Annotated in this window: 24 protein-coding genes, 1 tRNA gene and 2 pseudogenes; 19 read left to right on the top strand and 8 right to left on the bottom strand. The window is 68.8% G+C overall.

Translation table 11 applies throughout. The features are described from left to right. Nucleotides 1-7: 7 nt before the first annotated feature. A pseudogene (locus tag DSD19_RS22410) lies at nt 8-220 on the top strand (recombinase family protein); the annotation flags it as partial. Between the two features lie 143 nt (nt 221-363). Here the strand turns inward: DSD19_RS22410 and DSD19_RS14955 are convergent. Next, nucleotides 364-451, bottom strand: a tRNA-Ser gene (locus tag DSD19_RS14955). Between the two features lie 325 nt (nt 452-776). Between DSD19_RS14955 and DSD19_RS14950 the strand changes: the two genes are divergently transcribed. From DSD19_RS14950 to DSD19_RS14920, 7 genes are read left to right on the top strand one after another with little or no spacing between them, the layout of a single operon-like run. Further along, complete coding sequence (locus DSD19_RS14950) at nt 777-1,511, top strand: SPOR domain-containing protein (RefSeq protein WP_113670158.1); 735 nt, start codon at nt 777-779, stop codon at nt 1,509-1,511. A gap of 39 nt (nt 1,512-1,550) precedes the next feature. Further along, nucleotides 1,551-2,714: a D-alanyl-D-alanine carboxypeptidase family protein gene (locus DSD19_RS14945; protein ID WP_113670236.1), complete on the top strand. Its 1,164-nt coding sequence runs from the start codon at nt 1,551-1,553 to the stop codon at nt 2,712-2,714. A 1-nt stretch (nt 2,715) separates the two neighbouring features. Next, a complete protein-coding gene (gene tmk / locus DSD19_RS14940) occupies nt 2,716-3,342 on the top strand; it encodes a dTMP kinase (RefSeq protein WP_075784362.1) in 627 nt (208 codons plus the stop codon). After that, nucleotides 3,339-4,466, top strand: coding sequence for a DNA polymerase III subunit delta' (locus DSD19_RS14935; protein WP_113670157.1), 1,128 nt, complete (start codon nt 3,339-3,341; stop codon nt 4,464-4,466). The genes tmk and DSD19_RS14935 overlap by 4 nt, the downstream gene beginning before the upstream one ends. Nucleotides 4,467-4,472: 6 nt before the next feature. Further along, the gene (locus DSD19_RS14930; protein ID WP_113670156.1) at nt 4,473-5,285 is read left to right on the top strand and encodes a TatD family hydrolase; all 813 of its coding nucleotides are present in this window, start codon (nt 4,473-4,475) and stop codon (nt 5,283-5,285) included. Then, nucleotides 5,282-6,082 (top strand): MBL fold metallo-hydrolase, encoded by an 801-nt coding sequence (locus DSD19_RS14925; protein WP_113670155.1) that lies wholly within the window; start codon nt 5,282-5,284, stop codon nt 6,080-6,082. Before DSD19_RS14930 ends, DSD19_RS14925 begins: the two co-directional genes overlap by 4 nt. Next, nucleotides 6,082-7,011 carry an AEC family transporter gene (locus DSD19_RS14920; RefSeq protein WP_113670154.1) on the top strand — a complete coding sequence of 310 codons (930 nt, stop codon included), beginning with the start codon at nt 6,082-6,084 and terminating at the stop codon, nt 7,009-7,011. Before DSD19_RS14925 ends, DSD19_RS14920 begins: the two co-directional genes overlap by 1 nt. Before the next feature lie 38 nt (nt 7,012-7,049). Here DSD19_RS14920 and DSD19_RS14915 read toward each other — a convergent pair whose 3' ends face one another. From DSD19_RS14915 to DSD19_RS14905, 3 genes are all read right to left on the bottom strand, one after another. After that, on the bottom strand, nt 7,050-7,967 hold the full coding sequence (locus tag DSD19_RS14915; protein ID WP_165828149.1) for an ankyrin repeat domain-containing protein: 918 nt from the start codon (nt 7,965-7,967) through the stop codon (nt 7,050-7,052). Between the two features lie 215 nt (nt 7,968-8,182). Next, nucleotides 8,183-9,082, bottom strand: coding sequence for an RNA polymerase sigma factor RpoH (rpoH, locus tag DSD19_RS14910; RefSeq protein ID WP_113670152.1), 900 nt, complete (start codon nt 9,080-9,082; stop codon nt 8,183-8,185). Nucleotides 9,083-9,239: 157 nt separating this feature from the next. Continuing rightward, the gene (locus tag DSD19_RS14905; RefSeq protein WP_113670151.1) at nt 9,240-10,280 is read right to left on the bottom strand and encodes an RluA family pseudouridine synthase; all 1,041 of its coding nucleotides are present in this window, start codon (nt 10,278-10,280) and stop codon (nt 9,240-9,242) included. Here DSD19_RS14905 and DSD19_RS14900 point away from each other — a divergent pair. After that, nucleotides 10,279-10,584: a DUF6476 family protein gene (locus DSD19_RS14900; protein ID WP_113670235.1), complete on the top strand. Its 306-nt coding sequence runs from the start codon at nt 10,279-10,281 to the stop codon at nt 10,582-10,584. The two genes, DSD19_RS14905 and DSD19_RS14900, sit on opposite strands and share 2 nt — an antisense overlap. A 24-nt stretch (nt 10,585-10,608) precedes the next feature. On the opposite strand, the gene DSD19_RS14895 is transcribed toward DSD19_RS14900, so the two are convergent. Further along, a complete protein-coding gene (locus DSD19_RS14895) occupies nt 10,609-10,998 on the bottom strand; it encodes a DUF2147 domain-containing protein (protein ID WP_113670150.1) in 390 nt (129 codons plus the stop codon). A 159-nt stretch (nt 10,999-11,157) separates the two neighbouring features. Between DSD19_RS14895 and hisA the strand changes: the two genes are divergently transcribed. The 5 genes and pseudogenes from hisA (at nt 11,158) to DSD19_RS14870 (ending at nt 15,441) form a co-directional block, all read left to right on the top strand. Then, the gene (gene hisA / locus DSD19_RS14890; protein ID WP_075784353.1) at nt 11,158-11,877 is read left to right on the top strand and encodes a 1-(5-phosphoribosyl)-5-[(5-phosphoribosylamino)methylideneamino]imidazole-4-carboxamide isomerase; all 720 of its coding nucleotides are present in this window, start codon (nt 11,158-11,160) and stop codon (nt 11,875-11,877) included. Nucleotides 11,878-13,171: 1,294 nt separating this feature from the next. Then, the gene (gene hutX, locus DSD19_RS14885; protein ID WP_113670234.1) at nt 13,172-13,690 is read left to right on the top strand and encodes a heme utilization cystosolic carrier protein HutX; all 519 of its coding nucleotides are present in this window, start codon (nt 13,172-13,174) and stop codon (nt 13,688-13,690) included. Further along, nucleotides 13,687-14,625 carry an NAD(P)-dependent oxidoreductase gene (locus DSD19_RS14880; protein ID WP_243628022.1) on the top strand — a complete coding sequence of 313 codons (939 nt, stop codon included), beginning with the start codon at nt 13,687-13,689 and terminating at the stop codon, nt 14,623-14,625. The genes hutX and DSD19_RS14880 overlap by 4 nt, the downstream gene beginning before the upstream one ends. A gap of 241 nt (nt 14,626-14,866) precedes the next feature. Next, nucleotides 14,867-14,983 (top strand): annotated as a pseudogene (hemP, locus tag DSD19_RS22405) (hemin uptake protein HemP); the annotation flags it as partial. Then, the gene (locus DSD19_RS14870; RefSeq protein WP_113670148.1) at nt 14,980-15,441 is read left to right on the top strand and encodes a hypothetical protein; all 462 of its coding nucleotides are present in this window, start codon (nt 14,980-14,982) and stop codon (nt 15,439-15,441) included. The pseudogene hemP (DSD19_RS22405) and the gene DSD19_RS14870, both read left to right, overlap by 4 nt. Before the next feature lie 245 nt (nt 15,442-15,686). Here the strand turns inward: DSD19_RS14870 and DSD19_RS14865 are convergent, their stop codons facing one another. Then, a complete protein-coding gene (locus tag DSD19_RS14865) occupies nt 15,687-15,878 on the bottom strand; it encodes a hypothetical protein (RefSeq protein WP_075784350.1) in 192 nt (63 codons plus the stop codon). A gap of 604 nt (nt 15,879-16,482) precedes the next feature. Here DSD19_RS14865 and hemP (DSD19_RS14860) point away from each other — a divergent pair. Beyond that, nucleotides 16,483-16,638: a hemin uptake protein HemP gene (gene hemP, locus DSD19_RS14860; protein WP_075784349.1), complete on the top strand. Its 156-nt coding sequence runs from the start codon at nt 16,483-16,485 to the stop codon at nt 16,636-16,638. A gap of 99 nt (nt 16,639-16,737) precedes the next feature. On the opposite strand, the gene DSD19_RS14855 is transcribed toward hemP (DSD19_RS14860), so the two are convergent. Then, nucleotides 16,738-17,217 carry a hypothetical protein gene (locus DSD19_RS14855; protein ID WP_237399844.1) on the bottom strand — a complete coding sequence of 160 codons (480 nt, stop codon included), beginning with the start codon at nt 17,215-17,217 and terminating at the stop codon, nt 16,738-16,740. Between the two features lie 429 nt (nt 17,218-17,646). Here DSD19_RS14855 and DSD19_RS14850 point away from each other — a divergent pair, with 429 nt between their 5' ends. Genes DSD19_RS14850 through DSD19_RS14835 form a run of 4 tightly spaced genes read left to right on the top strand, consistent with a single transcriptional unit; the run spans nt 17,647 to nt 21,486 of the window. Then, a complete protein-coding gene (locus DSD19_RS14850; protein WP_075784348.1) occupies nt 17,647-18,456 on the top strand; it encodes an ABC transporter ATP-binding protein in 810 nt (269 codons plus the stop codon). Beyond that, the gene (locus DSD19_RS14845; RefSeq protein ID WP_113670147.1) at nt 18,453-19,463 is read left to right on the top strand and encodes an iron ABC transporter permease; all 1,011 of its coding nucleotides are present in this window, start codon (nt 18,453-18,455) and stop codon (nt 19,461-19,463) included. Before DSD19_RS14850 ends, DSD19_RS14845 begins: the two co-directional genes overlap by 4 nt. After that, nucleotides 19,460-20,521 (top strand): iron ABC transporter permease, encoded by a 1,062-nt coding sequence (locus tag DSD19_RS14840; RefSeq protein ID WP_113670146.1) that lies wholly within the window; start codon nt 19,460-19,462, stop codon nt 20,519-20,521. Before DSD19_RS14845 ends, DSD19_RS14840 begins: the two co-directional genes overlap by 4 nt. 17 nt (nt 20,522-20,538) lie before the next feature. Continuing rightward, complete coding sequence (locus DSD19_RS14835) at nt 20,539-21,486, top strand: ABC transporter substrate-binding protein (protein ID WP_113670145.1); 948 nt, start codon at nt 20,539-20,541, stop codon at nt 21,484-21,486. Between the two features lie 133 nt (nt 21,487-21,619). Here the strand turns inward: DSD19_RS14835 and DSD19_RS14830 are convergent, their stop codons facing one another. After that, nucleotides 21,620-23,725 carry a TonB-dependent receptor gene (locus tag DSD19_RS14830; RefSeq protein ID WP_113670144.1) on the bottom strand — a complete coding sequence of 702 codons (2,106 nt, stop codon included), beginning with the start codon at nt 23,723-23,725 and terminating at the stop codon, nt 21,620-21,622. Between the last annotated feature and the right edge of the window lie 260 nt (nt 23,726-23,985).

Here is a 23,985-nt window from a genome sequence, read left to right as displayed (position 1 = left end):
GCGGACAGTCGCTCAGTTCGAGCGAGAGATGATGCTTGAACGGCAACGGGAGGGGATCGCCAAGGCGAAGGCTGACGGGAAGTACAAGGGTCGGAAACCCAGCGCCCGGATGAAGAAGGCGGATGCCCTGGCATTGCTGGGGCAGGGGGTCGGCAAACGGCGGATCGCACGGAACCTCGGTATCTCGGAAAGGTCGGCCTACCGGATCACTTGCCAGTAGGTCGTGAAGGCTGACTTAAATGGGGGGCTGAGGGGCGGGGAGATCCTTCTAGAAAGGGGCGTGTGTGGTAGACGTGTGCGGTTTAAAATCTCTCCGCCAAAAATTCACGTTTTAAATCAACACGATACGGATCTTTCGCAGAGTGGCGGAAGGGGTGGGATTCGAACCCACGGATGCTTGCACATCGGCGGTTTTCAAGACCGCTGCAATAGACCTCTCTGCCACCCTTCCGTCGTTGGTTCTCACGACTGGAGCCTTCAGCCACGGTTTCGTGGTTGTCGGCCCCCGGTTCCCAGGGAAACCGGGGGCCGCGCAAACCTCGTCAGGCTTAGCCGGAACCGCCGGGCGCGACAACAGGCTTGTGCCCCGGGCGCGACCGCGCAGGCCGGCGGGGCGGGCAAATGCGGCGCCCGTCGGGGCAAGCCTTTCCTTGCATCACCTCTGACGATATGATTCGCGCGGATCTTGCACCGGTCGGCCAGCATTTGGCCGGAGTCGGCCGGGCGCAGAGGACGACGACGCCGCACGGCAAACGTGCGCGAAACAGGGGCGATGCATGCAGGGATACCGGATCGCGCGGATGCCGATCCTGCTGGCGATGACGGGCGTCCTGGCCGGCTGTCAGGGCGGCGCGGGCGCGGGGCTTTTCGGCAGCAAGGGCGGCGCCGATGTAGCCGGGCCGCAGACTTTGCCGCGCGAGGCACGCGATGCGGGCGAGGATGTCGAGGCGCCCGAGGTGTTTCATGCCGAAGAGACCGGGCTCTGGGACGGACGTCCCTCGCTGGGCGGGATCTGGATCGCGCATCCCGACGTGACCGACCCCGAGCGCGTGATCATTCGCAATACCGCAACCGGCCAGTCGGTTGTCGGCGCGCTGTTCCGCCGCGAACGCGAGAGCCCGGGGCCGCGCTTTCAGGTGTCATCGGACGCGGCGGCGCAGATCGGGCTTCTGGCCGGGCAGCCGACCGAGCTTAGCGTCACGGCGCTGCGTCGGCCCCCCGACCCGCAGCCCGCCGCGACCGCGCAGGACGACGACGCCGAGGCCGCGCTGACGGCGCTGACCCGGCGCTTCGTGCAGGTCGCCACGGTCGACAGCGCGGACGGCGCCAAGCAGACGGCGGCGCGCCTGACCAGGGCCGGGCTTTCGGCCGAAATCCGCGCGCCGGACCCGGGCGGGCGGGCGCTCTGGCGTGTCGTCTCCGGCCCCGTTAAGACCGAGGACGACCGGGCGGCGCTGATCGAGGCGGTGCGCGGGCTGGGCTTCAAGGATGCCTATGCCGTGACCCGCTGACCTGTCCGCGCGACGCCGGACCCAATGCGAGAGGTGACCATGCGACCGACCTTCCTGTCCGCCCTTGCCGGGGCCCTGGCGCTGATGGCGCTGTCCGTCCCCGCAGAGGCCAGCTTCGAGACCCGGGCAGGCGCGGCCTATGTGGTGGACCAGACCACCGGGACCGTCTTGTTGTCGAAGAATGCCGACCAGCCGGTGCCGCCCGCCTCGATGTCCAAGCTGATGACCCTGAACATGCTGTTCGAGGCGCTGCGCGACGGGCGGGTGACGCTCGAGACCCAGTTCTCGGTCTCGGCCAGGGCGATGTCGATGGGCGGCTCGACGATGTTCCTGAATGAACGCGACCGGCCGACCGTCGAGGATCTGATTCAGGGCATCATCGTGCAGTCGGGCAACGATGCCTGCGTGGTGGTGGCCGAGGGGCTGGCGGGCACCGAAGAAGCCTTTGCCCGGCTGATGACCGAGCGCGCCCATGCGCTGGGCATGACCAATTCGACCTTCGCCAATGCCAGCGGCTGGCCGCACCCGAATCAGCGGATGAGCATGCACGATCTGGGCATCCTCGCGACGCGTCTGATCGACGAGTTCCCCGAATATTACGGCTTCTTCGGCGAGCGCGAATACGACTATGACGGCCGCGCCCCGCAGAACCGGTTCAACCGCAACCCGCTTCTGAAACTGGGGATCGGCGCCGACGGGCTGAAGACCGGCCATACCCAGGAGGCAGGCTACGGCCTTGTCGGCTCGGCCCTGCAGAACGGGCGACGGGTCACCTTCGTGATCTCGGGGCTCGAAAGCACCGAGCAGCGCGCCGAGGAGGGCGAGCGGATCATCAACTGGGCCTTCCGTCAGTTCGTGCAGCGCGGCGTGCTGCGCCGGGGCGAACGTCTGGCCGAAACCGATGTCTGGATGGGCGAGATCGAGAAGGTCGGGCTGGTCGCGAAGGACGATCTCGATGTTCTCCTGCCGGCGGTGGTGCGCGACACGGTCGAGGCCGAGGTGCATTTCCACGATCCGGTGCTGGCGCCGATCGAGGCCGGGCAGGAGCTGGGTGAACTGGTGATCCAGCGCCCCGACATGGAGCCGCTGCGGGTGCCGCTGGTGGCCGAACGCGAGGTGGCGCGTGGCGGCTTCGTGCCGCGTCTGCGGACCGCGACCGAGGTCTTCCTGCGCTGGGCCGAGAAGAAGGCCGCCGACCTCTGACATGGCCGGGCGCGCGCGGTTCATCACCTTCGAGGGCATTGACGGCTCGGGCAAGTCGACCCAGGCGCGCGCCCTGGCGGAACGGCTGCGCGCGGGCGGGCATGAGGTCGTGCTGACGCGCGAGCCGGGCGGCAGCCCCGGCGCCGAGGACATCCGGCGGCTGGTGCTGGAGGGCGACCCCGACCGCTGGTCGCCCGAGACCGAACTGCTGCTGTTCACCGCGGCGCGGCGGGACCATCTGGAGCGGACGATCGGCCCGGCGCTCGATCGCGGCGCGGTGGTGATCTGCGACCGCTTCGCCGATTCCACCCGGGTCTATCAGGGCATCACCCGGGGCGATCTGCGGGCCACGGTCGACCGGCTGCACGACCTGATGATCGGTCGCGAGCCCGACCTGACGGTCATCCTCGACATGGCGCCCGCGACCGGGCTGGCGCGCGCCAGGGGGCGCAACGGGTCCGAGGAACGGTTCGAGGATTTCGGCGAGGCGCTGCAGGCCCGAAGCCGCCAGGGCTTCCTCGATCTCGCCACCGAGTTTCCCGGCCGCTGCCGCGTGGTCGATGCCGATCGCGCGCCGGACGAGGTCGCCCGCGACATCGCGCGGCTGGCCGAGGCGGCGCTGGCATGAGCGAGGCCGAGCTTCCCGAACCCGACCGCGTCGAGGGCGCCCCGCATCCCCGCGACACCCTCTGCCTGATCGGGCAGGAGGCGGCCCAGGCCGCGTTTCTCGATGCCTTTTCCGGCGGGCGGATGCATCACGGCTGGCTTCTCAGCGGGCCGCGCGGGGTCGGCAAGGCGACGCTGGCCTGGTCGGTAGCGCGGTTTCTGCTGACCCGACCCGCGGTGGCGGGCGGCGCAGGGCTGTTCGGGGCCGAGGCCGCGCCCGACAGCCTTGCCGTGCCCGCCGATCACCCGGTCGCACGCCGGATGGCGGCGCAATCCGAGCCGGGGCTGTTCGTTCTCAGGCGCGGGCCGAACGACAAGGGCAATGCGCTGTCGGCCGAGATCCGGGTCGACGATGTGCGGCGGCTGAAATCCTTCTTCGGGCTCTCGTCGGCCGAGGGCGGACGCCGGGTGGTGATCGTCGATTCCGCCGACGAGCTGAACGTGAGCGCGGCCAATGCGCTGCTGAAGCTGCTGGAGGAACCGCCCGCGAATGCCACCCTGCTGCTGGTCAGCCATTCTCCCGCGCGGCTTCTGCCGACCATCCGCTCGCGCTGTCGCGAATTGAGGCTGGGGCCGCTCGGGTCCGCCGACATGGCCCGGGCGCTTGCGCAGGCGGGCCACGAGGCGGGCGACAGCGCGGCGCTGGCCCAGCTTTCGGGCGGATCGGTGGGCGAGGCGATCCGGCTGGCCCGGCTGGACGGTCTGGCGCTTTACGCCGATCTGGTCGGGCTTCTGGCCGGGCATCCTCGGCTGGACCGGTCGCGACTTCTGAAACTGGCCGAAAGCACCGCCGGACGGGGGGCCGAGGCGCGGTTCGATCTGGTGCTGAGGCTGATCGAACTGGTGCTGGCCCGGCTGGCCCGGACCGGGGCGACCGGCGCGCCCCCGCCCGAGGCGGCGCCGGGCGAGGCCGCGCTGATGACCCGGCTTGCGCCCGATGCCACTGCCGCCCGCGCCTGGGCCGAGGCCGCGCAGGACCTGACCGCGCGGGCGCGCCAGGGCCGGGCGGTGAACCTTGACCCGGCTTCCCTCATCCTCGATACGGTTCTCAGACTGGACGAGACCGCCGGCCGGCTGGCCGCCTGAGGCGAGATGAGCGACACCGAGACCCCCGAAATCACCGACAGCCACTGTCACCTCGACTTCCCCGACTTCGCGAACGAACTGGACCAGGTGCTGGCCCGGGCCGAGGCCGCGGGCGTGACGCGGATGGTGACGATCTGCACCCGGCTTCGTCAGGAACCGCAGGTGCGCGAGATCGCTGAGACCCATGCCTCCGTCTTCTACGCCGCCGGCACCCATCCGATGAGCGCGGCCGAAGAGCCGATGGCCACGGTCGACGAACTGCTGGCGCTGGCGAGCCATCCGAAATTCGTGGGCATCGGCGAGACCGGGCTTGATTATCACTACACTGCCGACACGGCCCGGGTGCAGCAGGACAGCCTGCGCATCCATATCGCCGCCGCGCGCGAGACCGGGCTGCCGCTGATCATCCATTCGCGGGCTGCCGATGACGACATGGCGCGGATCCTCGCCGAGGAATACCGCAACGGCGCCTTTGGCTGCGTGATGCATTGTTTCAGCTCGTCGCCCGAACTGGCACGCGCCGCGCTCGATCTGGGCTTCTACCTGTCGATGTCGGGCATCGCGACCTTCCCGAAATCCAAGGAGATCCGCGAGATCTTCGCGGCGGCCCCGCTCGACCGGGTACTGGTCGAGACCGACGCCCCCTATCTCGCGCCGCCGCCCCATCGCGGCAAGCGCAACGAACCGGCCTACACGGCCCATACCGCGCGGGTCGGGGCCGAGGTCTTCGGGCTCGACTATGCCGACTTCGCGGCGCGGACCCAGGCCAATTTCGACCGGCTCTTCGCCAAGGCCGCCAGCTGGCGGGCCGCCGCGTGAAAGCCGAACTGCGCTTCACCATCCTCGGCTGCGGGTCGTCCGGCGGCGTGCCGCGGATCGGGGGGCATTGGGGCGCCTGCGATCCGGACAATCCGAAGAACCGCCGCCAGCGCTGTTCGATGCTGGTCGAGCGCATCGCGCCGGAGGGCACGACGCGGGTGCTGATCGACACCTCGCCCGATTTGCGCACGCAGCTGTTGCAGGCCGGCGTGGGCGAGCTTGATGCCGTCGTCTACACCCATTCCCACGCCGATCATGTCCATGGCATCGACGATCTGCGCCAGATCGTCTTCAACCTGCGCAAGCGGCTGCCGGTCTGGGCCGACGGGCCGACCCAGGACGCGCTGATCGCACGCTTCGGCTATGCCTTCATCCAGCCCGAGGGCTCGCCCTATCCGCCGATCCTCGATCTGCATCCGATCGACGGGCCGGTGACCGTTCTGGGGGCGGGCGGTCCGGTCACGCTGGTGCCGTTCCGCGCCCGGCACGGGTCCATCGACGCGCTCGGTTTCCGGATCCAGGGGCTGGCCTATCTGCCGGACGTGGCCGAGCTTTACGAGGAAAGCTGGCCGATGCTCGAAGGGCTCGAGATCCTCGTGCTGGACGCGCTGCGCTATACGCCCCATCCGACCCATCTGAACGTCGAGGAGGCCCTGGCCTATATCGACCGCGCCCGGCCCCGCCGCGCGGTGCTGACCAACATGCATATCGACCTCGATTATGCCCGGCTCGACGCCGAAACCCCCGAGACCGTCACCCCCGCCTATGACGGGATGGTGCTGAGCCTCGCCGACTGATGGAAGCGCTGATCGAGGTCATCCTTCCGGTCTTTCTGGTCCTCGGTTTCGGCTATGTCGCGGTCTGGCGCGGGCTTTTCTCGGATGCGGGCGTCGATGGGCTGATGAAGTTCACCCAGAACTTCGCCATCCCCTGCCTGCTGTTCCGTGCCGTCTCGACGCTGGATCTGGGGCAGAATTTCGACTGGCGGCTGCTGGTCAGCTTCTATTCCGGCGCGCTGACCGGCTTTGCGGTGGGAACGTTCGGGGCACGGCTCCTGTTCGGCCGCACCTGGGAGGACAGCGTCGCCATCGGTTTCATCGGGCTCTTCTCGAACTCGCTGCTTCTGGGCGTGCCGATCACCGAACGGGCCTTCGGGGCCGATGCGCTGCAGGCGAACTATGCCATCATCGCGGTGCATTCGCCGATCTGCTACGGCGTCGGGCTGACCGCGATGGAGATCGTCCGCAACCGCGGCGCGGGACTCGTGCGGACCTCGGGGGCGATCCTGCGCTCGATGTTCCGCAATGCGCTGGTGATCGGCATCGCGCTGGGGCTGGTGGTCAATCTGGGCGGGCTGAGCGTGCCGGTGGTCGTGCAGGACGCGCTGGACCTGATGGTCAGGGCCGCGCTTCCGGCGGCGTTGTTCGGGCTTGGCGGCGTGCTGTCGCGCTACCGCCCCGAGGGTGATCTGCGCACGGTGCTGTTTGCCTGCGGCCTGTCGCTGGTGCTGCATCCGGCCGTGGTCTGGGGCATGGGCACGGCGCTGGGGCTGTCGACCGGGCAGTTCCGCTCGGCCGTGCTGACCGCGGCAATGGCGCCGGGGGTCAACACCTACATCTTTGCCAACATGTACGGCGCGGCCCGGCGGGTCGCCGCCTCGGCGGTGCTGATCGGCACGCTGGGCTCGATCCTGACCGTCTGGGTCTGGCTGGCGCTGCTGCCCTGACGGGCGGAGGGCCCGCGGTCGCGGGCCATCGCACCGGGTCAGCAGCGGGACGGCCAGGACCGGACCATTTCGATCACGGCCTCCAGTTCGGTCCGGTAGAGATCGCCAACGGCGCCGAGGGCGAGATGCCGGTCGAGCTGGCGTTCGAGATAGGGCAGCACCCCCTCGCCGCGGGCATCGAGCGCACGCGGATCGGCCCCGTGGGACAGCAGGCTTTCCGCCATCGCGCGGCAGGCGCCGGCCATCTGCAAGGGCAACCGGCCGGGCGAGAACCAGGGCTCGGAGCTGTCCGCGAAGGGCCGGTTGGGGTCCGCCCCAAGGCGCAGCAGCGCGTCCAGAACCTGCGGCGTGCCTTCCAGCAGCGCGCGGTGCAGCGGCGTCCAGCGATAGGTCCCGGCTTCCGCCTCGAGATCGGCGCCCGCCTCGACCAGAAGCCGGGCCAGCGTGGCGGTGGTCTCGGCCGGTTCCCATGGGCGGGGATAGACCCCGAGTTCATGCAGCGGCGTGACGCCCTTCGCGAACCCGGCATTCGGGTCGGCCCCGGCCGCGATCAGATAGCGCAGCACCGCGGGCGACCGGCGTTCCACCGCCAGAGCCCGGCCCAGCGCGGTCTCGGACCGGGCGCCATAGCGGGCATTCGGGTCGCTGCCCGCCAGCGCCTCTTCCAGCCGGGCAAGATCGCCCGTCGCGATGGCGTCGAACAGCGCCTGTCCGGGCTCGGGCAGCAATTCGAACCGCGCCTCGGGGGTGCGCATCGCGGCCAGCAACACCGCGCTCTGGCGCCGCAACGCCTCGGACAGCGCCTCGGCGCGGCAGGTATCGCCGTTGCTTTCTGCCTCGGCATGAGCGGTCCTGAGCCGCGCGTTCCGTTCCCGGAAGGCCTGGCTTCCGGCAAGCCTCGACCGTTGAACCGCGATCTCGCGGACGATTTCAGGTCGCAGCCAACCGTTGGCCACAGCCCTGGACCGCAACTCGTCCGCAATGGTCTCGAAACGGTCTATATCGGCGGTCCCGGCGGCCTCAGCGAGCCGATCGAGGTACTCTTTAAGATCCAAACCCATATCCACACACCAAAAAACAAAGGGAATTAGCCCCCAATGCTCGGGATAGTTGTGGAATGGGGCGATTTTGCTGAACAGGTGAGACAAATTTTAGGCAACTCGTCCCGAATTCAGACCTGAGCAAGCAGTCCCTTCTGTGTCGCGAGATCCTTCATTCGCTTCTGCAGCTTCTCGAAGGCCCGCACCTCGATCTGCCGGATCCGTTCGCGGCTGACATTGTAGACCGCCGACAGATCCTCCAGCGTCACCGGCTGATCCTGCAGGCGGCGCTGCATCAGGATGTCCTTCTCGCGGTCGTTCAGCACGTCCATCGCTTGGGCCAGAAGCGCGCGGCGGCTTTCCAGTTCGTCCTTCTCGGCATAGGCCTCGGCCTGGTTGGCGTCTTCGTCCTCCAGCCATTCCTGCCATTCGGTGGTGGTGTCGCCGTCGCTGCCGCCCACCATGGCGTTCAGCGAGGCGTCTCCCCCCGACAAACGGCGGTTCATGGCGATGACCTCGTCCTCGGTCACGTTCAGGTCATGGGCGATGCGCTGCACGTTCTCGGGGCGCAGGTCGCCGTCTTCCAGCGCGCCGATCCGGGCCTTGGCCTTGCGGAGGTTGAAGAACAGTTTCTTCTGCGCCGAGGTGGTCCCCAGCTTCACCAGGCTCCAGGACCGCAGGATGTATTCCTGGATCGCGGCGCGGATCCACCACATCGCATAGGTCGCCAGCCGGAAGCCCTTTTCCGGATCGAAGCGCTTGACCGCCTGCATCAGCCCGACATTGGCCTCGGAAATCACCTCGGCCTGGGGCAGTCCGTAGCCGCGGTAGCCCATGGCGATCTTGGCCGCGAGCCGCAGATGCGAGGTCACCAGCCGGTGCGCGGCATCGGTGTCGTGATGGTCCACCCAGCTTTTGGCCAGCATGTATTCTTCTTCCGGCTCAAGCAGCGGAAACTTGCGGATCTCCTGCAGGTACCGGTTCAGCCCCTGTTCCGGAGACGGGGCGGGAAGGTTGGCATAGTTGCTCATGCGGGTCCCTTTTGCTCCTGCGTCACTTGTTAGGCAGGTAATGATCGAACCGGTCGGTTCAAGCTCTGCCCGGTCCCTTCATCGCACGGACCATGTGCGGGTTTCCGTCGAATAACCGTGAATGCTGCAAACGCTCACGAAGGCGTGCTTGGTTGTGTCAACCCCCGAGCATGCGGGCAAGTTCCTGCATGTCGGCGGGCAGCGGCGCGGCAAAGCGCAGGGTCTCGCCGGTCTCGGGATGGACGAAGCCAAGCGTCGCGGCATGCAGCGCCTGACGCGGAAAGGCGGCGGCAGCGGCGGTCGCCGCGGGCCCCAGCGCCTTTTCCGAAAGCCGCCGTCGCCCGCCATAGACCGGATCGCCGATCAGGGCATGGCCGACATGGGCCATATGCACGCGGATCTGGTGGGTGCGGCCGGTTTCCAGCCAGCAGGCGACCAGGGCCGCCGCGGGCGGCGTGCCGAAGGGCGCGACCACCCGGACCCGGGTCACCGCGTGCCGCCCGTCTGCCGCCAGCACCGCCTGACGCTGCCGGTCGGTGCGGTGCCGCCCGATCCGGGTCGCGATCCGCAGCACGCCGCCGGTCTCGAAGCTGGCCCCGGCCAGCCCGTTCAGCCGCGGGTCGGCGGCATCCGGGACGCCATGGACCAGCGCCTTATACTGGCGTTCGACCGTATGCGCGGCGAACTGGGCCGCCAGCCCCGCATGGGCCTTGTCGGTCTTTGCCGCCACCAGAAGCCCGCTCGTGTCCTTGTCGATCCGGTGCACGATGCCCGGCCGCCGCTCGCCGCCGATGCCCGCGAGGCTGTCGCCGCAATGGGCCAGAAGCGCGTTCACCAGCGTCCCCGACGGGCTGCCCGGCGCGGGATGGACCACCAGCCCCGCAGGCTTGTCGATCACGATCAGGGCGTCGTCCTCGTAGACCACGCTCAGCGGGATGTCTTCGGGCGCGGTGCGGATCTCGACGGGCTCGGCCAGCTCGATCTCGATTTCCTCGCCCTCGGCCACCTTCGCCCGGGCATCGGTCAGGGCCGCGCCGTTCCGCCATACCGCGCCCGCCGCAATCAGCTTGGCCAGGCGCGAGCGGGTCAGCCCGGCCTCCTCTGGCACATCGCGGGCAAGCGCCTTATCAAGGCGGCCGGGCGGGGCCGGTCCGATCAGGACGGCAATGCGGCGAGGCGAGGAGAGCGGCGAGGACATGGACGACAAACCCGAACCGGAGGCGCTGCCCCCCGATCTGAAACTGCTGCGGATGCTGGTCACCCTGCTGATGGTGACGATGATTGCGGGCTTTCTAGTGATCGTCGCGCTCTTTGTCATCCGCATGCCGGGGCAAAGCGGCGCCCTGCCGCTGCCCGAGGCGCTGACCCTGCCCGTCGGCGCCAAGGCCGAGGCGGTGACGCGCGGCCGCGACTGGGTGGCGGTGGTCACCGAAGACGACCGCATCCTGATCTATGACGCCGCGACCGGCGCGCTGCGCCAGACCGTCGAGATCCGCCACTGAGACGGGCGCGGCGCGCCTTCGTGTCTATTGTACCCGCTTCCAGCGCCCGCCGTCGCGGCAGATGCCGATGACGCAGCCCGAGACCGACAGGAACTCGCCCTCCAGCGCCATCTTGGAATTGTAGGTCTTGTCGCGGTCGGGTGCCCAGACCTTGCCCTGGCCATAGCGGCCGTCGCCCTGGGGTTTCATGTCCCAGACGATCTGCTTGCCGACATTGTCGCTGTCGATCTGGTGTCCGGTGCCGTCATAGGCCCGGATCAGCGTACCGCACAGCGCGGCGCCGCAAGGCGCGATCCGGATATGCCCGAAATTGCCGTTATCGTCGAGCGGCGTCTGCCAGACCCCCTCGACCGGGTCGGCATGGGCGGCGGTGGCGGCCAGCGTCAGGGCCGCGATCAGAACGGTGATGCGCATCGTGCTCCTCCCAAAGCATGCGGGCAAAGTCTGGCGCGGCGGCCCCTTTCGGGCAAGGGTGACGTGAGGCGAGCCCCCTCCCCGCGCGCGCTCGGTCCCGTTGCATTCCGGGGCGGTTCCTGCGACAGAGCCCCGACTCGGACCCGGAAGGACAGCGCCATGATCCTCTACCCCGCCATCGACCTGAAGGACGGCCAATGCGTGCGGTTGCTGAGGGGCGACATGGACAAGGCGACCGTGTTCGGCGAGGACCCGGCGGCGCAGGCGCTCGCCTTCCAGAAGGCGGGCTGCGACTGGCTGCATCTGGTCGATCTGAACGGCGCCTTCGCGGGCGCGCCGGTCAATGCCGCGGCGGTCGAGGCGATCCTGGCCGCGACCGAGGTGCCGGCCCAGCTGGGCGGCGGCATCCGCGACATGGCCACCATCGAGATGTGGCTGGGCAAGGGGCTGGCCCGGGTGATCCTCGGGACGGTCGCGGTCGAGAACCCCGATCTGGTGCGCGAGGCGGCCCGCGCCTTCCCGGGCCGGATCGCGGTCGGCATCGACGCCCGCAAGGGGCGGGTCGCGACCAAGGGCTGGGCCGAGGAAACCGACGTGACGGCGACCGATCTGGCGAAATCCTTCGAGGATGCCGGGGTGTCGGCGATCATCTATACCGATATCGACCGCGACGGCGCGATGGCGGGCCCGAACGTGGCCGCGACCGAGGCGCTGGCCCGCGCGGTCTCGATCCCGGTGATCGCCTCGGGCGGCGTGTCGTCGCTGGCCGATCTGACGGCGCTGCAGGCGACCGGCGCGATCGCGGGCGCGATTTCGGGCCGCGCGCTTTACGACGGTGCCATCGACCTCGCCGAGGCGCTCGCGCTGCTGAAGAGCTGAGGCCCGGGCCGAAGCACCGGTCCTGTCTGTCCCGGGGTCAACGTCGTCCGACCGGCCGTCACGCGACACCCGGCATCGGAAGACGCCGGAGAGCGAGCGGGAAACCAAAGGCTTGCAGCGCGTCCGCACCCGTCGGGGCGCGGTTCATGGCGGGAGGAAAGCGTTCTGGTGGTTGCGGCCTTCTGGACAAGGGCCAGGGCGGTGTGAAGACCCACCCGGATGGCCTGGAGCCCCGGGAAAGTCGGCAAGGACTTGCCGGATCGCCGCATCCAGACCCTCGGTGACGTCGGGCGCCGCGATCTTCCCGCCCGGATCTGCGGTGCCCCGGCCTCTCAAGCCGACCGCAGGCCACACGGATTGCGAGTCGGTTTGATCGGGTCGAACGGGACGGATCGTTCGACCGGCCCCGGTCGAGCCGCTGTGCTCGTCACGTGCGGGGGACCCTATCGGAATCCCTCATCCCGATGTCTGCCGGGCGGCCGAGGCCTGGCCGCTCGCGGTGGCCGGCCATGGCGGCGGAACCGCGCTTGGGTAAGCCATGCCGGAAGGCGCCTCTTGCGCATCGCCTCCGGGCCGCATCGGCGAAGGCATCGGAGGCGCGACGGGAACGGGCCGCCCGAGCGGCCCCGGCGACTCTGGATTGGCGGGAAGTCGGGGCTTCGGGCAAGATCTCCTTTCCGGAACTGGACGACCCGTCGAACAAGCGGGGGCGTCGGGTCGCGATTCGGCGACCTGGCGACATCCGAGGCCTGGCATCCTCAGCCGCTGCGCTGCGACAAGCACAGAGCCTGGCCCGTGCCGGGGGAAGGACGCTGGCCGGGCCCTTGAATCCAACTCGATGAATCAACCCGGGAGGCTGCGGCCGGACCTTGGGGACGGCATACGGCGGCCTCTGCTGCCCCGCCGCATTCAGGGGCTTTCCATCGCCCCCAGTTCCTGATAAAAACAGTCAGGTAAGGTGCCGGTTCATCACGCGACCGGTGCCTTACGTGAATTCCGCATGTCAGGTCCCAGCGTTCCGCCCGGTCCCCTGCGCTTATCGCTTGGCCGAGGTGCGAATGAACGGTCCGAGAACAGACGCAGCACAAAGCCCCTGGGCGCCGCCCCGGATCGCGGGCAACCGGGCCGATCCGGTCGCAGCCGCGCCCGAGGCGCGCCGCCAATTCCAGGCCTGCGGGGGCCGGTCCGCTGGCGGCGCGCGCTCTGACTTCGGTCGGGGGAGTCCGCCAGGCCGCCCGAACCGCGCGCCGGACCGATGCGTTTCTGATGCTCACCCCTTCAAGGAGACCGCATGATGACACCGTCCCCCGACACTGCCGCCGCAATCCGTGCCGATCTTGCGGACCATCCCGGCGCCGCGCTCGAAGACGTCGCCGTCCGCACGGAGACAAGCGTCGCAGAGGTTCTGGCCTGCCTGCCCGCGGGCGAAGCGGTGCTTGCACCCGGCGCGGCCTTCGAAGAGGTCATGGCCGAGATCGCGCGCTGGGGCGAGATCACCCTGGTGATGAACACCGGCGACGTGATCCTCGAGGCGAAGGGCCCGCTCCCCGAGGGGCGCGTGGCGCAGGGGTTCTTCAACCTGCAAGGGCGTCCCATCGGCGGGCATATCCGGTCGGGCGCCTGTGCGCAGGTCGCCTTCGTGGCGCGCTCGCTTTTCGGAATGGACACACGGTCGGTGCAGTTTCTCGATGCGCGCGGCGGCGTCCTGTTCAAGGTCTATCTCGGGCGCGACGCGGCACGCGCGCTGATCCCGGCCCAGATGACCGCCTTCGACGCCCTGCGCGCGCGGCTTGCCCCTGAGGTGATGGCATGACCGGGGCGCTGGCGGGACGGCATCTTTTCGTGTTTGGCGCGGGCTATGCGGCGGGCCGGACCGCAGCGCGGGTCCGGGCGGCAGGCGCGCAGGTCTCGGTCACCACGCGCGATCCGGTGCGTGCGGCGGATCTGACCCTGGCCGGGCTGCGCGTGCATCTTTTCGATGCGGACCGGCCAGCCGCCGCCGACAGTCTGCGCGACTGGCTGAACGGGGTGACGGACATCCTGGTGTCGATACCGCCGGACGGCGCGGCCGCGCCAGAAACGGCCTGTCCCGCGCTTGCCGCGCTTGTGGCCTCGGGCGCCGAAGTGCCGGATCTGTGCTGGATCGGCTACCTGTCCTCGACCGGCGTCTATGGCGATTGCGGCGGCGCCTGGATCGACGAGACGCGCACTCCCGCGCCTGCCACCCTGGATGCGAAAGGGCGCATCGGGGCCGAACAGGGGTGGCAAGCGCTTGCCGATCGCAAGGGGGCCGCGCTCGACATCCTGCGGATCGCGGGGATCTATGGGCCTGGCCCGCGCAACGCGCTGGCACAGATGCGGTCGGGCCGGGCGCGGGCCATCGACAAGCCCGGCCAGGTGTTCAACCGGATCCATGTCGACGACATTGCCGGTGCCATCGTCGCGGCGATGAGCCACCCCAGGGGCACCCGGCTTCTGAACCTCGCCGACGACCGGCCGGCGGCCAGCGCCGACGTGCTCGACCATGCCGCCGACCTTCTGGGGCTGCCCAGACTGCCGCGACTGCCCTTCGACCAGGCCGATCTGCCTCCGATGGCCGGAGCGTTCTGGGCCGAGAACCGGCGGCTTTGCAACGACCGGCTGAAGGCTTTGCCGGGCTTTGCCCTGCTCTATCCAGGTTACCGCGAGGGGCTTGCCGCCATCCTCGCCGAAGACTCAACGAAGAAGGAGCCTGCCCATGCGATGTGACCAGAAGCGCCGCGAGGACCTCGGGGCGCGCTGCGCCGACCGCGCCCTTCCGGAGCGAGGCCGCGAGGCCGCGTTCGACCCCGCATGCGGACCGGATGGCGGCGTTTCGCCATCGGGTCCCGAGGGGCGGGGGGGCCGAGGTCGGCGGTTCGGGGCCGGAGCCCGCGCATGGGTCGCACGGGATCGGGGACCGGACGGACGCGGACCGAGAGGCGCGACTGTCCACGGGTCCAGCGCCGCGCCCGTCCATGACGCGCGCCTTCTGACCGGCGGCGCGACCACGACGGCGATCGTTCTGGACGGCGCGGCCTACATCCTGCGCATCACCCGCGCGGGCAAGCTGATCCTGACGAAATGACCGCACAGATCCGCAACCGCGGCGCCGCGCCCGTCGCCCATCTCTGCACGCTTGCCCCCGTCGAGCGCGCGGCGATCCGCTGCCTGCGCGGCTGGCGCGCCGGTCCCGCACCGCGTGCCCGTATACGCCGCAATCTCGCGCGGGTCTTCGGCCCGGCCGCCGAGATGCAGGAAGAGATCCTCGATCTGCTGATGGAAACCGCCCTGATGCAGGCGCGCCGCCCGTTGACCTTCAATGCCCTCGATCACCCCGAGGTCACGGGGGACGAGAACACCTTGGCCGAGATGATCGCAGCCGCCGTCGGGGGCGAGCGCGACGATGCGCTGGTCTTTGCCCTGGGGCTCCTGGGACCTCACGCGGCCTTCCAGGCGGTCCGTTTGGCCGAGGACCTGGGTCTTGCGCTGCTTGGCCTTGTCCGTGCCCGGCAGAGGGTTGCGCCCGCGGGCATGCTGCATTGAGACCGGGCTCTCTTCGCGCCCTGGCCGTCTGACGGGGGCACAGGTCTCGCACTTCTGACGTATCCGGCAATACGCCCTTGCCGAACGCGCATCCGCGACAGCGCGGGACTCGATCGCATGAAACGGGGGCGGTGCCCTGCACCGCCCCCTATTTCGTTCGGACCGTCTTCAAGCTGGCTGGGAGGCCTGTCTGTCTGGCGGCGCGATGCGCGGCTGGCGACAAGCGGACCTGGCTGGCAACCGGATCAGGCGTCTTCTTTTTCGAAGTGGCCGCACCAGTCGTTGATCTGCACGATCGGCCACAGCCCCCGGGCATCGGCCTCGGGCTGCGAGATCGGCGGATTGAAGCGGCACAGGCCCGCGTCCTTCTTGGTCTCGCCGGTATTGGCCATGTGGTCCTCGAAGAACGCACAGCTGCTGCAGGTATTGGTCGCCATGGGAAATCTCCTTCGGTCTCGTAGGTGCTGCGCCGCCCAGCCGCAGCGCATGCAGGGATCATAGCAAAAAGCCTGCCTCGCGTCAAGGAAAATACAATGAAAACAAATAGTTGACCATTATGGTCAGCAATGGATCGGCGACCGTTTCAGTCGGATTTCGACCTTGCGGCATGGTCAGGTCCGCCCATGCAAAGACCTCCTTGAAAACCTGGAGGATGGAGAGATCGGGAATGCATGACCAAGGCCGGGCCGAGGCCCGCACATGCCTTCTGAAACCGGACCGATTGTCGCCTTTCAGCGCCGCATAAAGACCGATAGAATTTGTAAGGATTGGGCGCGGAGCGACTCCGTCCCGGAAACGAAAGACCAAATCAGGCCCCAGCCCCCGCCAGGCCCCCTGAGTCCCGCATGCCGACCCTGCCGTGGCTTACCCGTGACATCGCGTCCGGCGCCCCGGCGGACGGGACTGGCGACAGGAAGGGGAGCGCAAGGCGTGACGCATAGATCTACCGGGGCTCCCTGCGATGGCAGAGACACCCCATCGCCATTCGAGGTCGGGACTTCCGGTGACGGAGGGGATCGCGAGCCCCGGGTCGGCAAGCAGATGGCGGGCGACGACACCGGTGCGGAGGCGCGGACGGGCCGCGTCCACGACGCGCGCCTTCTGACCGGCGGCGGCACGACCGCGGTCATCCTGCTTGACGGCATGCCCTACAGCTTGCGTATCACGCGCACCGGAAAGCTGATCCTGACGAAATGAAGGAAACTGCGCCCCGGCCGACGCGGCCGGTCCTGCGGGCCGCGCGACACCGGACACATCCTGCGGCGCCCGGACCGGCGGGCGCCCCGGTTCGGTCTGTCACGCCGGAGCGCGGACGATCGTCAAGGCGGCAAGATCCGCCATTGCGCGCAGGAAGCTGTCGGTCGGATTGCCCTCGCACAGCATCATCGCCGCGGCATGGGCCTTGCTGCGCTTGCCCCGGCGCAGCGCGATGAGCACGTCCATGAACTGACGTTCCTGCTCGGTCAGCCGCGCGGCACAACCCGGGCAATCCGGGTTGGAAAAGCGAAATCCCGATGTGCGCGCGGCGCGAAGCTCTTGCAGGGCGGCCAGCAGGCGCACCGCCATGTCCGCTGCACTGGCCGCGTGCATGCCGGGCCGGAACCGCTGTTCGGCAGCGGCAAGCGCCCGGATCCATCCCTCGGACTGGGGCTTGGCGAAGCTCTGGAAGAAATGGCGCGCCACGGTCAGCATGCCCTCCTCGAGCCGGTCGAACCCTGCGCGGACCACGGGAACGTCCTTCGCCGTGCCTTGGTGGGCGCAATGCGGGCCGCTCATGCCGACACTCCTCCGGTCCGGGACCCATCGTCCGGGTGGAGCGAGGTCGCGGGCCCATGGCTAGCGGTTCTGTCTGTCATCATCGGTTTCCTCCGGTTTCATGGTCCGGCTTTCATGGTCTGGCCACCCACGCCGCCTCGAAAATAAAGCTGATTGAAATTGTCGGATTTGACAAGGCCCGGACCCGCCGCGTCGCCATATCGCGCCGTCCGTGCCGCGGAATGCACAAGAATACGGCGTTGACCCATTTTCCGATGCCCGTTGCGGCATCAACAGGACGGCCGTCCCATCATCCGGAATGTCGCGCCGCTCGCGGCGTCTGGCCCGGCAACGCCCCGTGTCGACAGCCCCGCCCGACCAGCATTTCGAATTGATGACTGTTTTACTATGAAATAGGGTCGCCCGGACGACTTACGGAGCGACGCGGCGGTGTTGGAACTCGATCAAGTGGCGGTCTCCTATGGCAAGGCCCCGGTCCTGGCGGATCTGTCCGTGCGGTTCGCACCGGGGCGTCTCACGGCGTTGGTGGGGCCCAATGGCAGCGGGAAATCGACCCTGCTGAAGGCGGTGATGGGATTTCTTCCGGTCCAGAGCGGCACCATCACGCTGGATGGCCGCCCGATCCGGACGCTCGCCCGCCGCGCTCTGGCGCGCCGTGTCGCCTATCTGCCGCAAGAGAACCGCTGCCCGGATTACATGACCCTCGGCGAACTGGTCGAACTGGCGGGATATGCCCGTTATTCTCTGATGGGGGGACCGTCCGACCGGGACCGGGCGCTGTTTCGCGATGCGCTGGAAACCGTCGGGCTGGCGGACATGGCCCACCGCCCGGTCAACGCGCTGTCGGGCGGCCAGAAACAGCGGGCCTGGATCGCGATGGTGCTGGCCCAGGATGCCGAAATCGTGCTGATGGACGAGCCGGTCAACCATCTGGACGTCAAATACCAGTACGCGGTGATGGATCTGGTCCGCAGCCTGACCCGCGACCATGGCCGCACCGTGATCGCGGTGCTGCACGACATGAACCTGACCTCTGCCTATGCCGACGATGTGGTGATGCTGCGCGGCGGCCGGGTCGTGGCGGCAGGCCCGGTGGCGCAGACGGTCGATGCCGACAGCGTTTCGCGCACCTTCGATCTGGAGGCCGACATCTTCGTCCGCGACGGCCGCCTGGTCTGCCTGCCGCGTCTGGCGGGCACCGGGACGCGCCTGCCCGAGGTCCGGGCGCGGACCGCATGAGCCTGCGCGTGCCCGTCCTCGCCGTGGCGGCGCTGGGCCTGGGGCTGAGCCTCATCGCCAATCTCTCGGCCGGGCCCGGCGGAATCGGGCCGGGGGCGGTCTGGGAGGCGCTGATCCGGTTCGACCCGGAAAGCTACGACCACGCGGTGGTGGCCTTCCAGCGCCTGCCGCGCGCGGTGATCGCGATCTATATGGGCGCGGTGATGGCGGTCTCGGGCACGGTGCTGCAGGCGCTGATGCGCAACCCGCTGGCCTCGCCCGCGACGCTGGGGATCAATTCCGGCGCCGCGCTGGCGGTGCTGGCCGGGGCCTATCTGCTGGATCTGGGCATCGAGACCCAGGGAATCGCGGCGCTGGCGGGCGGGACCGCAGGGTTCCTGGCGGTGCTGTGGGTGGCGCGGCTGGCCGGGCTCTCGCGCGATCCCAGAGGGCTTTCGCTGATCCTCGCGGGCGCGCTGGTCTCGATGTTCCTGACCGGGATGGCCAATGCCTTCCTGCTGGCCGACCCGGTGCGGCGGACCGATTTCCTGGGCTGGGTCACCGGCAACATCAACCATGTCTATGCCGAACGGCTTTATGATTTCTGGTGGATCGGGGCCGCATCCTTCGGACTGCTGATGGCGCTGGCGCGCCCGCTGACGCTGATTGCGCTGGGGCGGGAAAAGGCGGCCTCGGCCGGGGTCAACGTGCCCCGGGTGCGCGGACTGGCGCTGGCGGCGGTCGTGTTGGGGGCGAGTTCGGCGGTGGCGGTCTGCGGACCCGTGGCCTTCATCGGGCTGGTGGTGCCGCATATGGTGCGCCCCTTCGCGGGCGCGGGGCTGGCGCGCGCGTTACCGGCGGCGGCGCTGACCGGGGCGGCGCTGTGCCTTTGGGCGGATCTGGTCGCGCGCACGGCTTTCGCGCCCCATGTCGTTCATACCGGGCTGATCCTCGACGTGGTCGGCGGGCTGGTCTTCGCGGTCATCGTCCGGCGGGTCTACCTGGCCCCGGCGGGAGCCGCGCGATGAGACCCGCGCGCGCCGCCGACGGGCGCCCGGTGTTGCGGCTGGCCTCGGGTCTGGAGATCCGGCGCGGCAACTTGCTGGCCGGTCTGGGCCTGGTGCTGGCGGTGCTGGCGCTGGGGCTGATCTCGCTGGGGGTGGGCGCCACCCGCACCGGCCCGGCCGAGCTGATCGGCACCTTGCTGGGCACCGGCTCGGGAGACGGCGCCTTCGCCATCCTCGAGGTCCGGCTGCCGCGGATCGCGCTGGGTTTCCTGGCGGGCTGGTGCGTGGCACTGGTCGGCGCCGCGCTGCAATCGCTTGCCCGCAACCCGCTGGCCGATCCGGGACTGCTGGGGCTCAGCCAGGGGTCGATGGCGGCGATCGTGCTGATGCTGGTATTCCTGCCCGCGGCCCCCCTGGGCCTGATCCCCTTAGCCGCGATCGGCGGCGGGCTGGCGGTGGCGGGGCTTCTGATCGCGCTGGTCGGCGGCGCCCGGGCCGGGGGCATGGCGATCCTCCTGATGGGCATCGCGGTCGAGACGGTGCTGTCCTCGCTGACCGCGATCCTGATCCTCTACGCCCCGCCCGAGACCTCCTACGCGCTGTCGGACTGGCTGGCGGGATCGCTGTTCCAGGCCAGCTGGGGCGCCATTGCCGCGCTCGGGCCCTGGGTCGCGCTGAGCCTGCCCGCCATCGCGATCCTCGGCCGGCCGCTGAGGGTGCTGGATCTGGGCGACGAGATGGCGATGTCGCTCGGCGATCCGGTGCTGCGCTCGCGCCCGGCGATCCTGCTGGCGGCCGTGGTGCTGACCTCGGCCGCGGTGACCGCGGTGGGCCCCTTGTCCTTCCTCGGCGTGATGGCGCCGCATCTGGCGGGGGCGCTGACCCGGTCCACCGGCCGCGCCCGGCTGGTGCTGTCGGGGCTGATGGGCGGGCTGCTGGTGGTCGCTGCCGACACGCTCAGCCGCGGCGTGGGCGGCGGCATCGCCCTGCCCATCGGGCTGAGCCTGACCATGATCGGTGTGCCCCTCTTCATCCTCACCCTGCGCCTGCGGCTGCTGGCCGCGATGCGCACCGACTGACCCGAAAGGCCCTTGCCATGCGTACCGTGCTTGCCCTGACCCTGGCGGCCCTGCTGCCCGCCGCCGCCCTCGCCGACCGCATGGTGACCGACGATACCGGGCGCTCCGTGGCCGTCCCCGACAGCCCCGAACGGGTGGTGGTGCTGCACGAGCCGCTGCTGGGCGTGCCGATTGCCGATCTCGGTGTGGCGCCGGTGGGCAGCTATGGCCGCGACGCCGGGGGCGGGACGCTGATGTCGGTCGATTTCTACCGCGAGGTGCTGGGAAATGACGCGCCGCGCCCGCCCGGGGTCGGCGCGCTCGGCAATCTCGATCTGGAACGGCTGCGGATGCTGCACCCGGATCTGATCCTCGGCACCGAGCATGACATCGACAAGGCCGACCAGCTGTCTTCGGTGGCGCCGGTCTATCTGCAGAACGCCTCGACCGGGAAGGTCCGGGGCTTCGGGACCGAGGCCGCGCTGGCCCGCCTTCTGGGCCGCGAGGACGTCTTCGCGGCGCGCAAGGACGCCTATCTGGGCCGGGTGGAGGCGGTGCGCGCGGCGCTGCCCGACGCGCCGGGCACCTATCTGGCGCTGTTTCTGACCGACCAGATCAATGCCGTGGGCGAGATGTCGGGCGCTGTGCAGGCGATCGAGGATCTGGGCTATGAGCGGCTCGATCTCGGCACCGGGGGCGACCGGGCCGGGATGGGCTCGACCCTGCTGGTGCCGCTCAGCGCCGAGGTGGTGGGGCGGCTCGATCCCGATCTTCTGCTGGTGATGAACAGCTATCTCGGCGCGGGCCGGGACGAGGCCGGGATCCGCGCGGCGCTGGACCGCATCCTGCCGGGCTGGGACCGCTTTCTGAAGCCCGCCCGCGAGGGCCGGATCCTGTTTCTCGATTCCGCCAAGGTGACGACCCCCACCGTCGCCAGCGCCGAGCACATGCTGGATGCGGTCGAAACCTGGGCCCAAGGCCGCTGAGCCTCAGCCCCCGCCAAGCGCGGCCGGGGCACACCCCGGGAAAAAAAGGGGCGGGCCGGACTGCCCGCCCCGCCGCGAGGATCCAGACTCCCATGACCGGATCCGGCGGCAAGCCCGTGGATCGGCCCCGGGCTCAGAACCTGACCCTAAGCCCGATGCCGAATTCGCGGGGCTCCAGCATGGCGGCCGCGATCTCGCCCGCATTGGACCGGTCGGCATAAAGATAGGTCGGCGTCCTTTCGTCGAAGAGGTTGGTGACGAAGGCCTGAAGCTCGATATTCTCGCGCATCCGGTAGGTCAGCCTGGCATTGGCCACGGCATAGTCGTCGACCTTGTAGTTCGGATCGCCCGCATCGTTCGAGTAATAACCGTCGATGAAGCGGACATCGCCCCCAAGCGTCCAGCGCGGTGCGAAATCCCAGTCGGCGCCCAGCGTCACCATGTAGCCCGGCGCATAGCTGAAATCGCTGTCGGTATAAAGCGTTCCGCCCGGGCCGGAAAAATCGCCGATCTCGCTTTGCATCAGGCCAAGTCCGCCTTTCAGCCGCAGGGTGTCCGTCGCCCTGAAGTCGGCCCCCAGTTCCAGACCGTAGGACTGGGCCTCGTCGGCATTGACCACGATGGCCGCCGAACTGGCGACGCCCAGCGAGTCGTCCGGCAGCAGCCGCTGGGAATTGTCGAAATCGGAATAGAACAGGTTCGCGGTCAGCAGCAGCCGGTCGCCCAGCAGGTTCGCCCGGGCGAAAAGTTCGTAATTCCAGACGGTCTCCTTCTCGAACTCGACATAGTCGAACAGCGTCATGCTGAGATTGACGCCGCCGGGGTTGTAGCCCTTGTTCACCAGCGCACCGACGGTGACATCGGGCGTCAGCTTGTAGGCCAGCGACAGTTTCGGCAGGATCTCCTCGAAGGTCTCGTCATAGTCGAGATCGCCCAGACCCCGCATCTGAAAGACAGACCCCGGTACGCCGCTGCGGGTGATGTGGTCGCGCTGGAAGCGCAGCCCGCCGGTCACGGTCCAACGGTCTGTCAGGTCGTGACTGACCTCGCCATAGATCCCCAGCTGGGTTTTTTCGTCGTCGAAGATCGAGGTACCGCCCTGGTGCAGCACATCGTCCGAGGTGGTCCGCGCCAGAAACAGGCCAAAGACCCCGCTGGTGCCCGAGGCCGCGTCGCCGAAGGTCAGCCGGGTTTCGTTGGTGTAGCTTTCCTGGTCGATCGACGCCGACCCGTTGGCAGGCGGATTGTACAGCCGGTCGACATCGATGTTGGAATATTGCAGCTGGTTCGACAGCTCGATCCCGTTGCCGAAATCATAGCTCATGTCGCCGATCCAGGTGTTGACCTGCTGTTCCCAGGTCGGCATCGAGGTCCAGTTGTTTTCCAGATCGTCATACTCGCCCTGGGTCGCCGCCTCCCAGGTGGGGGCGGAGTTTTCGGTATGCGAGAAGGTCAGCTTGGCCTCGAGGCCCGGGATCTCGGCTGGCGCCCACAAGAGCTTGAACCGGGCGTTCTTGTATTCGATGTCCTCGTCGTTGCCGCCATTGTCATAGGCCGGGTTGACGAAGTCGATGAAGGTGTCACGCCCGTAATAATCCAGCGACAGCCGCGCCGCGACCTGATCCGACAGAGGCCCCGACACCACGGCCGAGGCGCGTTTCATGTTGTTGGTGCCATATTGCAACTGGAACGCGCCTTCGGGGGTGAAGGTCGGGTCCTTGGTGTTGACGATGACTGCACCCGCGATGCTGTTGGCGCCCTGGGACGAGGTCTGCGGACCTCGGAACACCTCGATGCTGTCCACGTCCCAGATCGAGGCCATGCCATAGACCAGTTCGTTGTAGCTGAGGTAATGGCCGTCGACATTGATCGAGGCGCGCGGCGTGGTCCCGCCGAAGAACGTGGTCGCGCCGTTCGATGGCCCCTGGGCATCCTGACCGCGGATAACCGGCGCACCGCCCGAGGCGGTGTAAAAGACGTTGGGGACGTCGGAAATCGCATCCTGCACCGAGGCCGCGTCGGTCTTGTCGTCGATATCCGCCGAGGTGAGCACGCTGACCGACGAGGCCGTTTCCTCGATGCTGCGGTCGATCTTTTCGCCGCTCAGGATGATCGGGTCCAGCTGATAGCTGCCTTCAAGGCCAGGGACCTGCTGGGCCTGGGCGGGAAAAGCCAGCGCGCAAGCCAGCGCGAGGGGGCTCGTGCGGCCCAACAGGGCCGCGAACGGGGTCGGTCTCATCTTTCGTCCTCACCAAACGACTCGCTGGCTGGCCGAAGACCGCTCGCTATCGAAAAACAATGTCACTCGATCCCGACGGCCGGACGACGCGCGGACCGGACGGGGCCGGACGCGCCTTGGTCGGTCCGGACTCGACCATACCTTACCGAAAGCGTAGGAAATGGCAACACAACGGCGTGAAGAACCGTGCACCGCGGCAATCTGCACCCGCAGGGCGGCGCGGCAGCGATCAAGTCGTGCCGCTGTCGCTTGAAACCGGC

Origin of the sequence: Rhodovulum sp. BSW8 (assembly GCF_003314725.1) — a bacterium.
GTDB lineage: Bacteria > Pseudomonadota > Alphaproteobacteria > Rhodobacterales > Rhodobacteraceae > Rhodovulum > Rhodovulum visakhapatnamense.
Note: the sequence above shows the minus strand (reverse complement) of the source record. Positions and strands in the feature narration are given on the sequence as shown.

Bases quoted from the DNA above. Each gene is read 5' to 3' on its own strand.
- DSD19_RS14950 (WP_113670158.1), top strand. From the start codon at position 777: ATGCAGGGATACCGGATCGCGCGGATGCCGATCCTGCTGGCGATGACG.
- DSD19_RS14945 (WP_113670236.1), top strand. From the start codon at position 1,551: ATGCGACCGACCTTCCTGTCCGCCCTTGCCGGGGCCCTGGCGCTGATG.
- tmk (WP_075784362.1), top strand. From the start codon at position 2,716: ATGGCCGGGCGCGCGCGGTTCATCACCTTCGAGGGCATTGACGGCTCG.
- DSD19_RS14935 (WP_113670157.1), top strand. From the start codon at position 3,339: ATGAGCGAGGCCGAGCTTCCCGAACCCGACCGCGTCGAGGGCGCCCCG.
- DSD19_RS14930 (WP_113670156.1), top strand. From the start codon at position 4,473: ATGAGCGACACCGAGACCCCCGAAATCACCGACAGCCACTGTCACCTC.
- DSD19_RS14920 (WP_113670154.1), top strand. From the start codon at position 6,082: ATGGAAGCGCTGATCGAGGTCATCCTTCCGGTCTTTCTGGTCCTCGGT.
- rpoH (WP_113670152.1), bottom strand. From the start codon at position 9,082: ATGAGCAACTATGCCAACCTTCCCGCCCCGTCTCCGGAACAGGGGCTG.
- DSD19_RS14900 (WP_113670235.1), top strand. From the start codon at position 10,279: ATGGACGACAAACCCGAACCGGAGGCGCTGCCCCCCGATCTGAAACTG.
- DSD19_RS14905 (WP_113670151.1), bottom strand. From the start codon at position 10,280: ATGTCCTCGCCGCTCTCCTCGCCTCGCCGCATTGCCGTCCTGATCGGA.
- DSD19_RS14895 (WP_113670150.1), bottom strand. From the start codon at position 10,998: ATGCGCATCACCGTTCTGATCGCGGCCCTGACGCTGGCCGCCACCGCC.
- hisA (WP_075784353.1), top strand. From the start codon at position 11,158: ATGATCCTCTACCCCGCCATCGACCTGAAGGACGGCCAATGCGTGCGG.
- hutX (WP_113670234.1), top strand. From the start codon at position 13,172: ATGACACCGTCCCCCGACACTGCCGCCGCAATCCGTGCCGATCTTGCG.
- DSD19_RS14880 (WP_243628022.1), top strand. From the start codon at position 13,687: ATGACCGGGGCGCTGGCGGGACGGCATCTTTTCGTGTTTGGCGCGGGC.
- DSD19_RS14870 (WP_113670148.1), top strand. From the start codon at position 14,980: ATGACCGCACAGATCCGCAACCGCGGCGCCGCGCCCGTCGCCCATCTC.
- DSD19_RS14865 (WP_075784350.1), bottom strand. From the start codon at position 15,878: ATGGCGACCAATACCTGCAGCAGCTGTGCGTTCTTCGAGGACCACATG.
- hemP (WP_075784349.1), top strand. From the start codon at position 16,483: ATGGCGGGCGACGACACCGGTGCGGAGGCGCGGACGGGCCGCGTCCAC.
- DSD19_RS14855 (WP_237399844.1), bottom strand. From the start codon at position 17,217: ATGAGCGGCCCGCATTGCGCCCACCAAGGCACGGCGAAGGACGTTCCC.
- DSD19_RS14845 (WP_113670147.1), top strand. From the start codon at position 18,453: ATGAGCCTGCGCGTGCCCGTCCTCGCCGTGGCGGCGCTGGGCCTGGGG.
- DSD19_RS14840 (WP_113670146.1), top strand. From the start codon at position 19,460: ATGAGACCCGCGCGCGCCGCCGACGGGCGCCCGGTGTTGCGGCTGGCC.
- DSD19_RS14835 (WP_113670145.1), top strand. From the start codon at position 20,539: ATGCGTACCGTGCTTGCCCTGACCCTGGCGGCCCTGCTGCCCGCCGCC.
- DSD19_RS14830 (WP_113670144.1), bottom strand. From the start codon at position 23,725: ATGAGACCGACCCCGTTCGCGGCCCTGTTGGGCCGCACGAGCCCCCTC.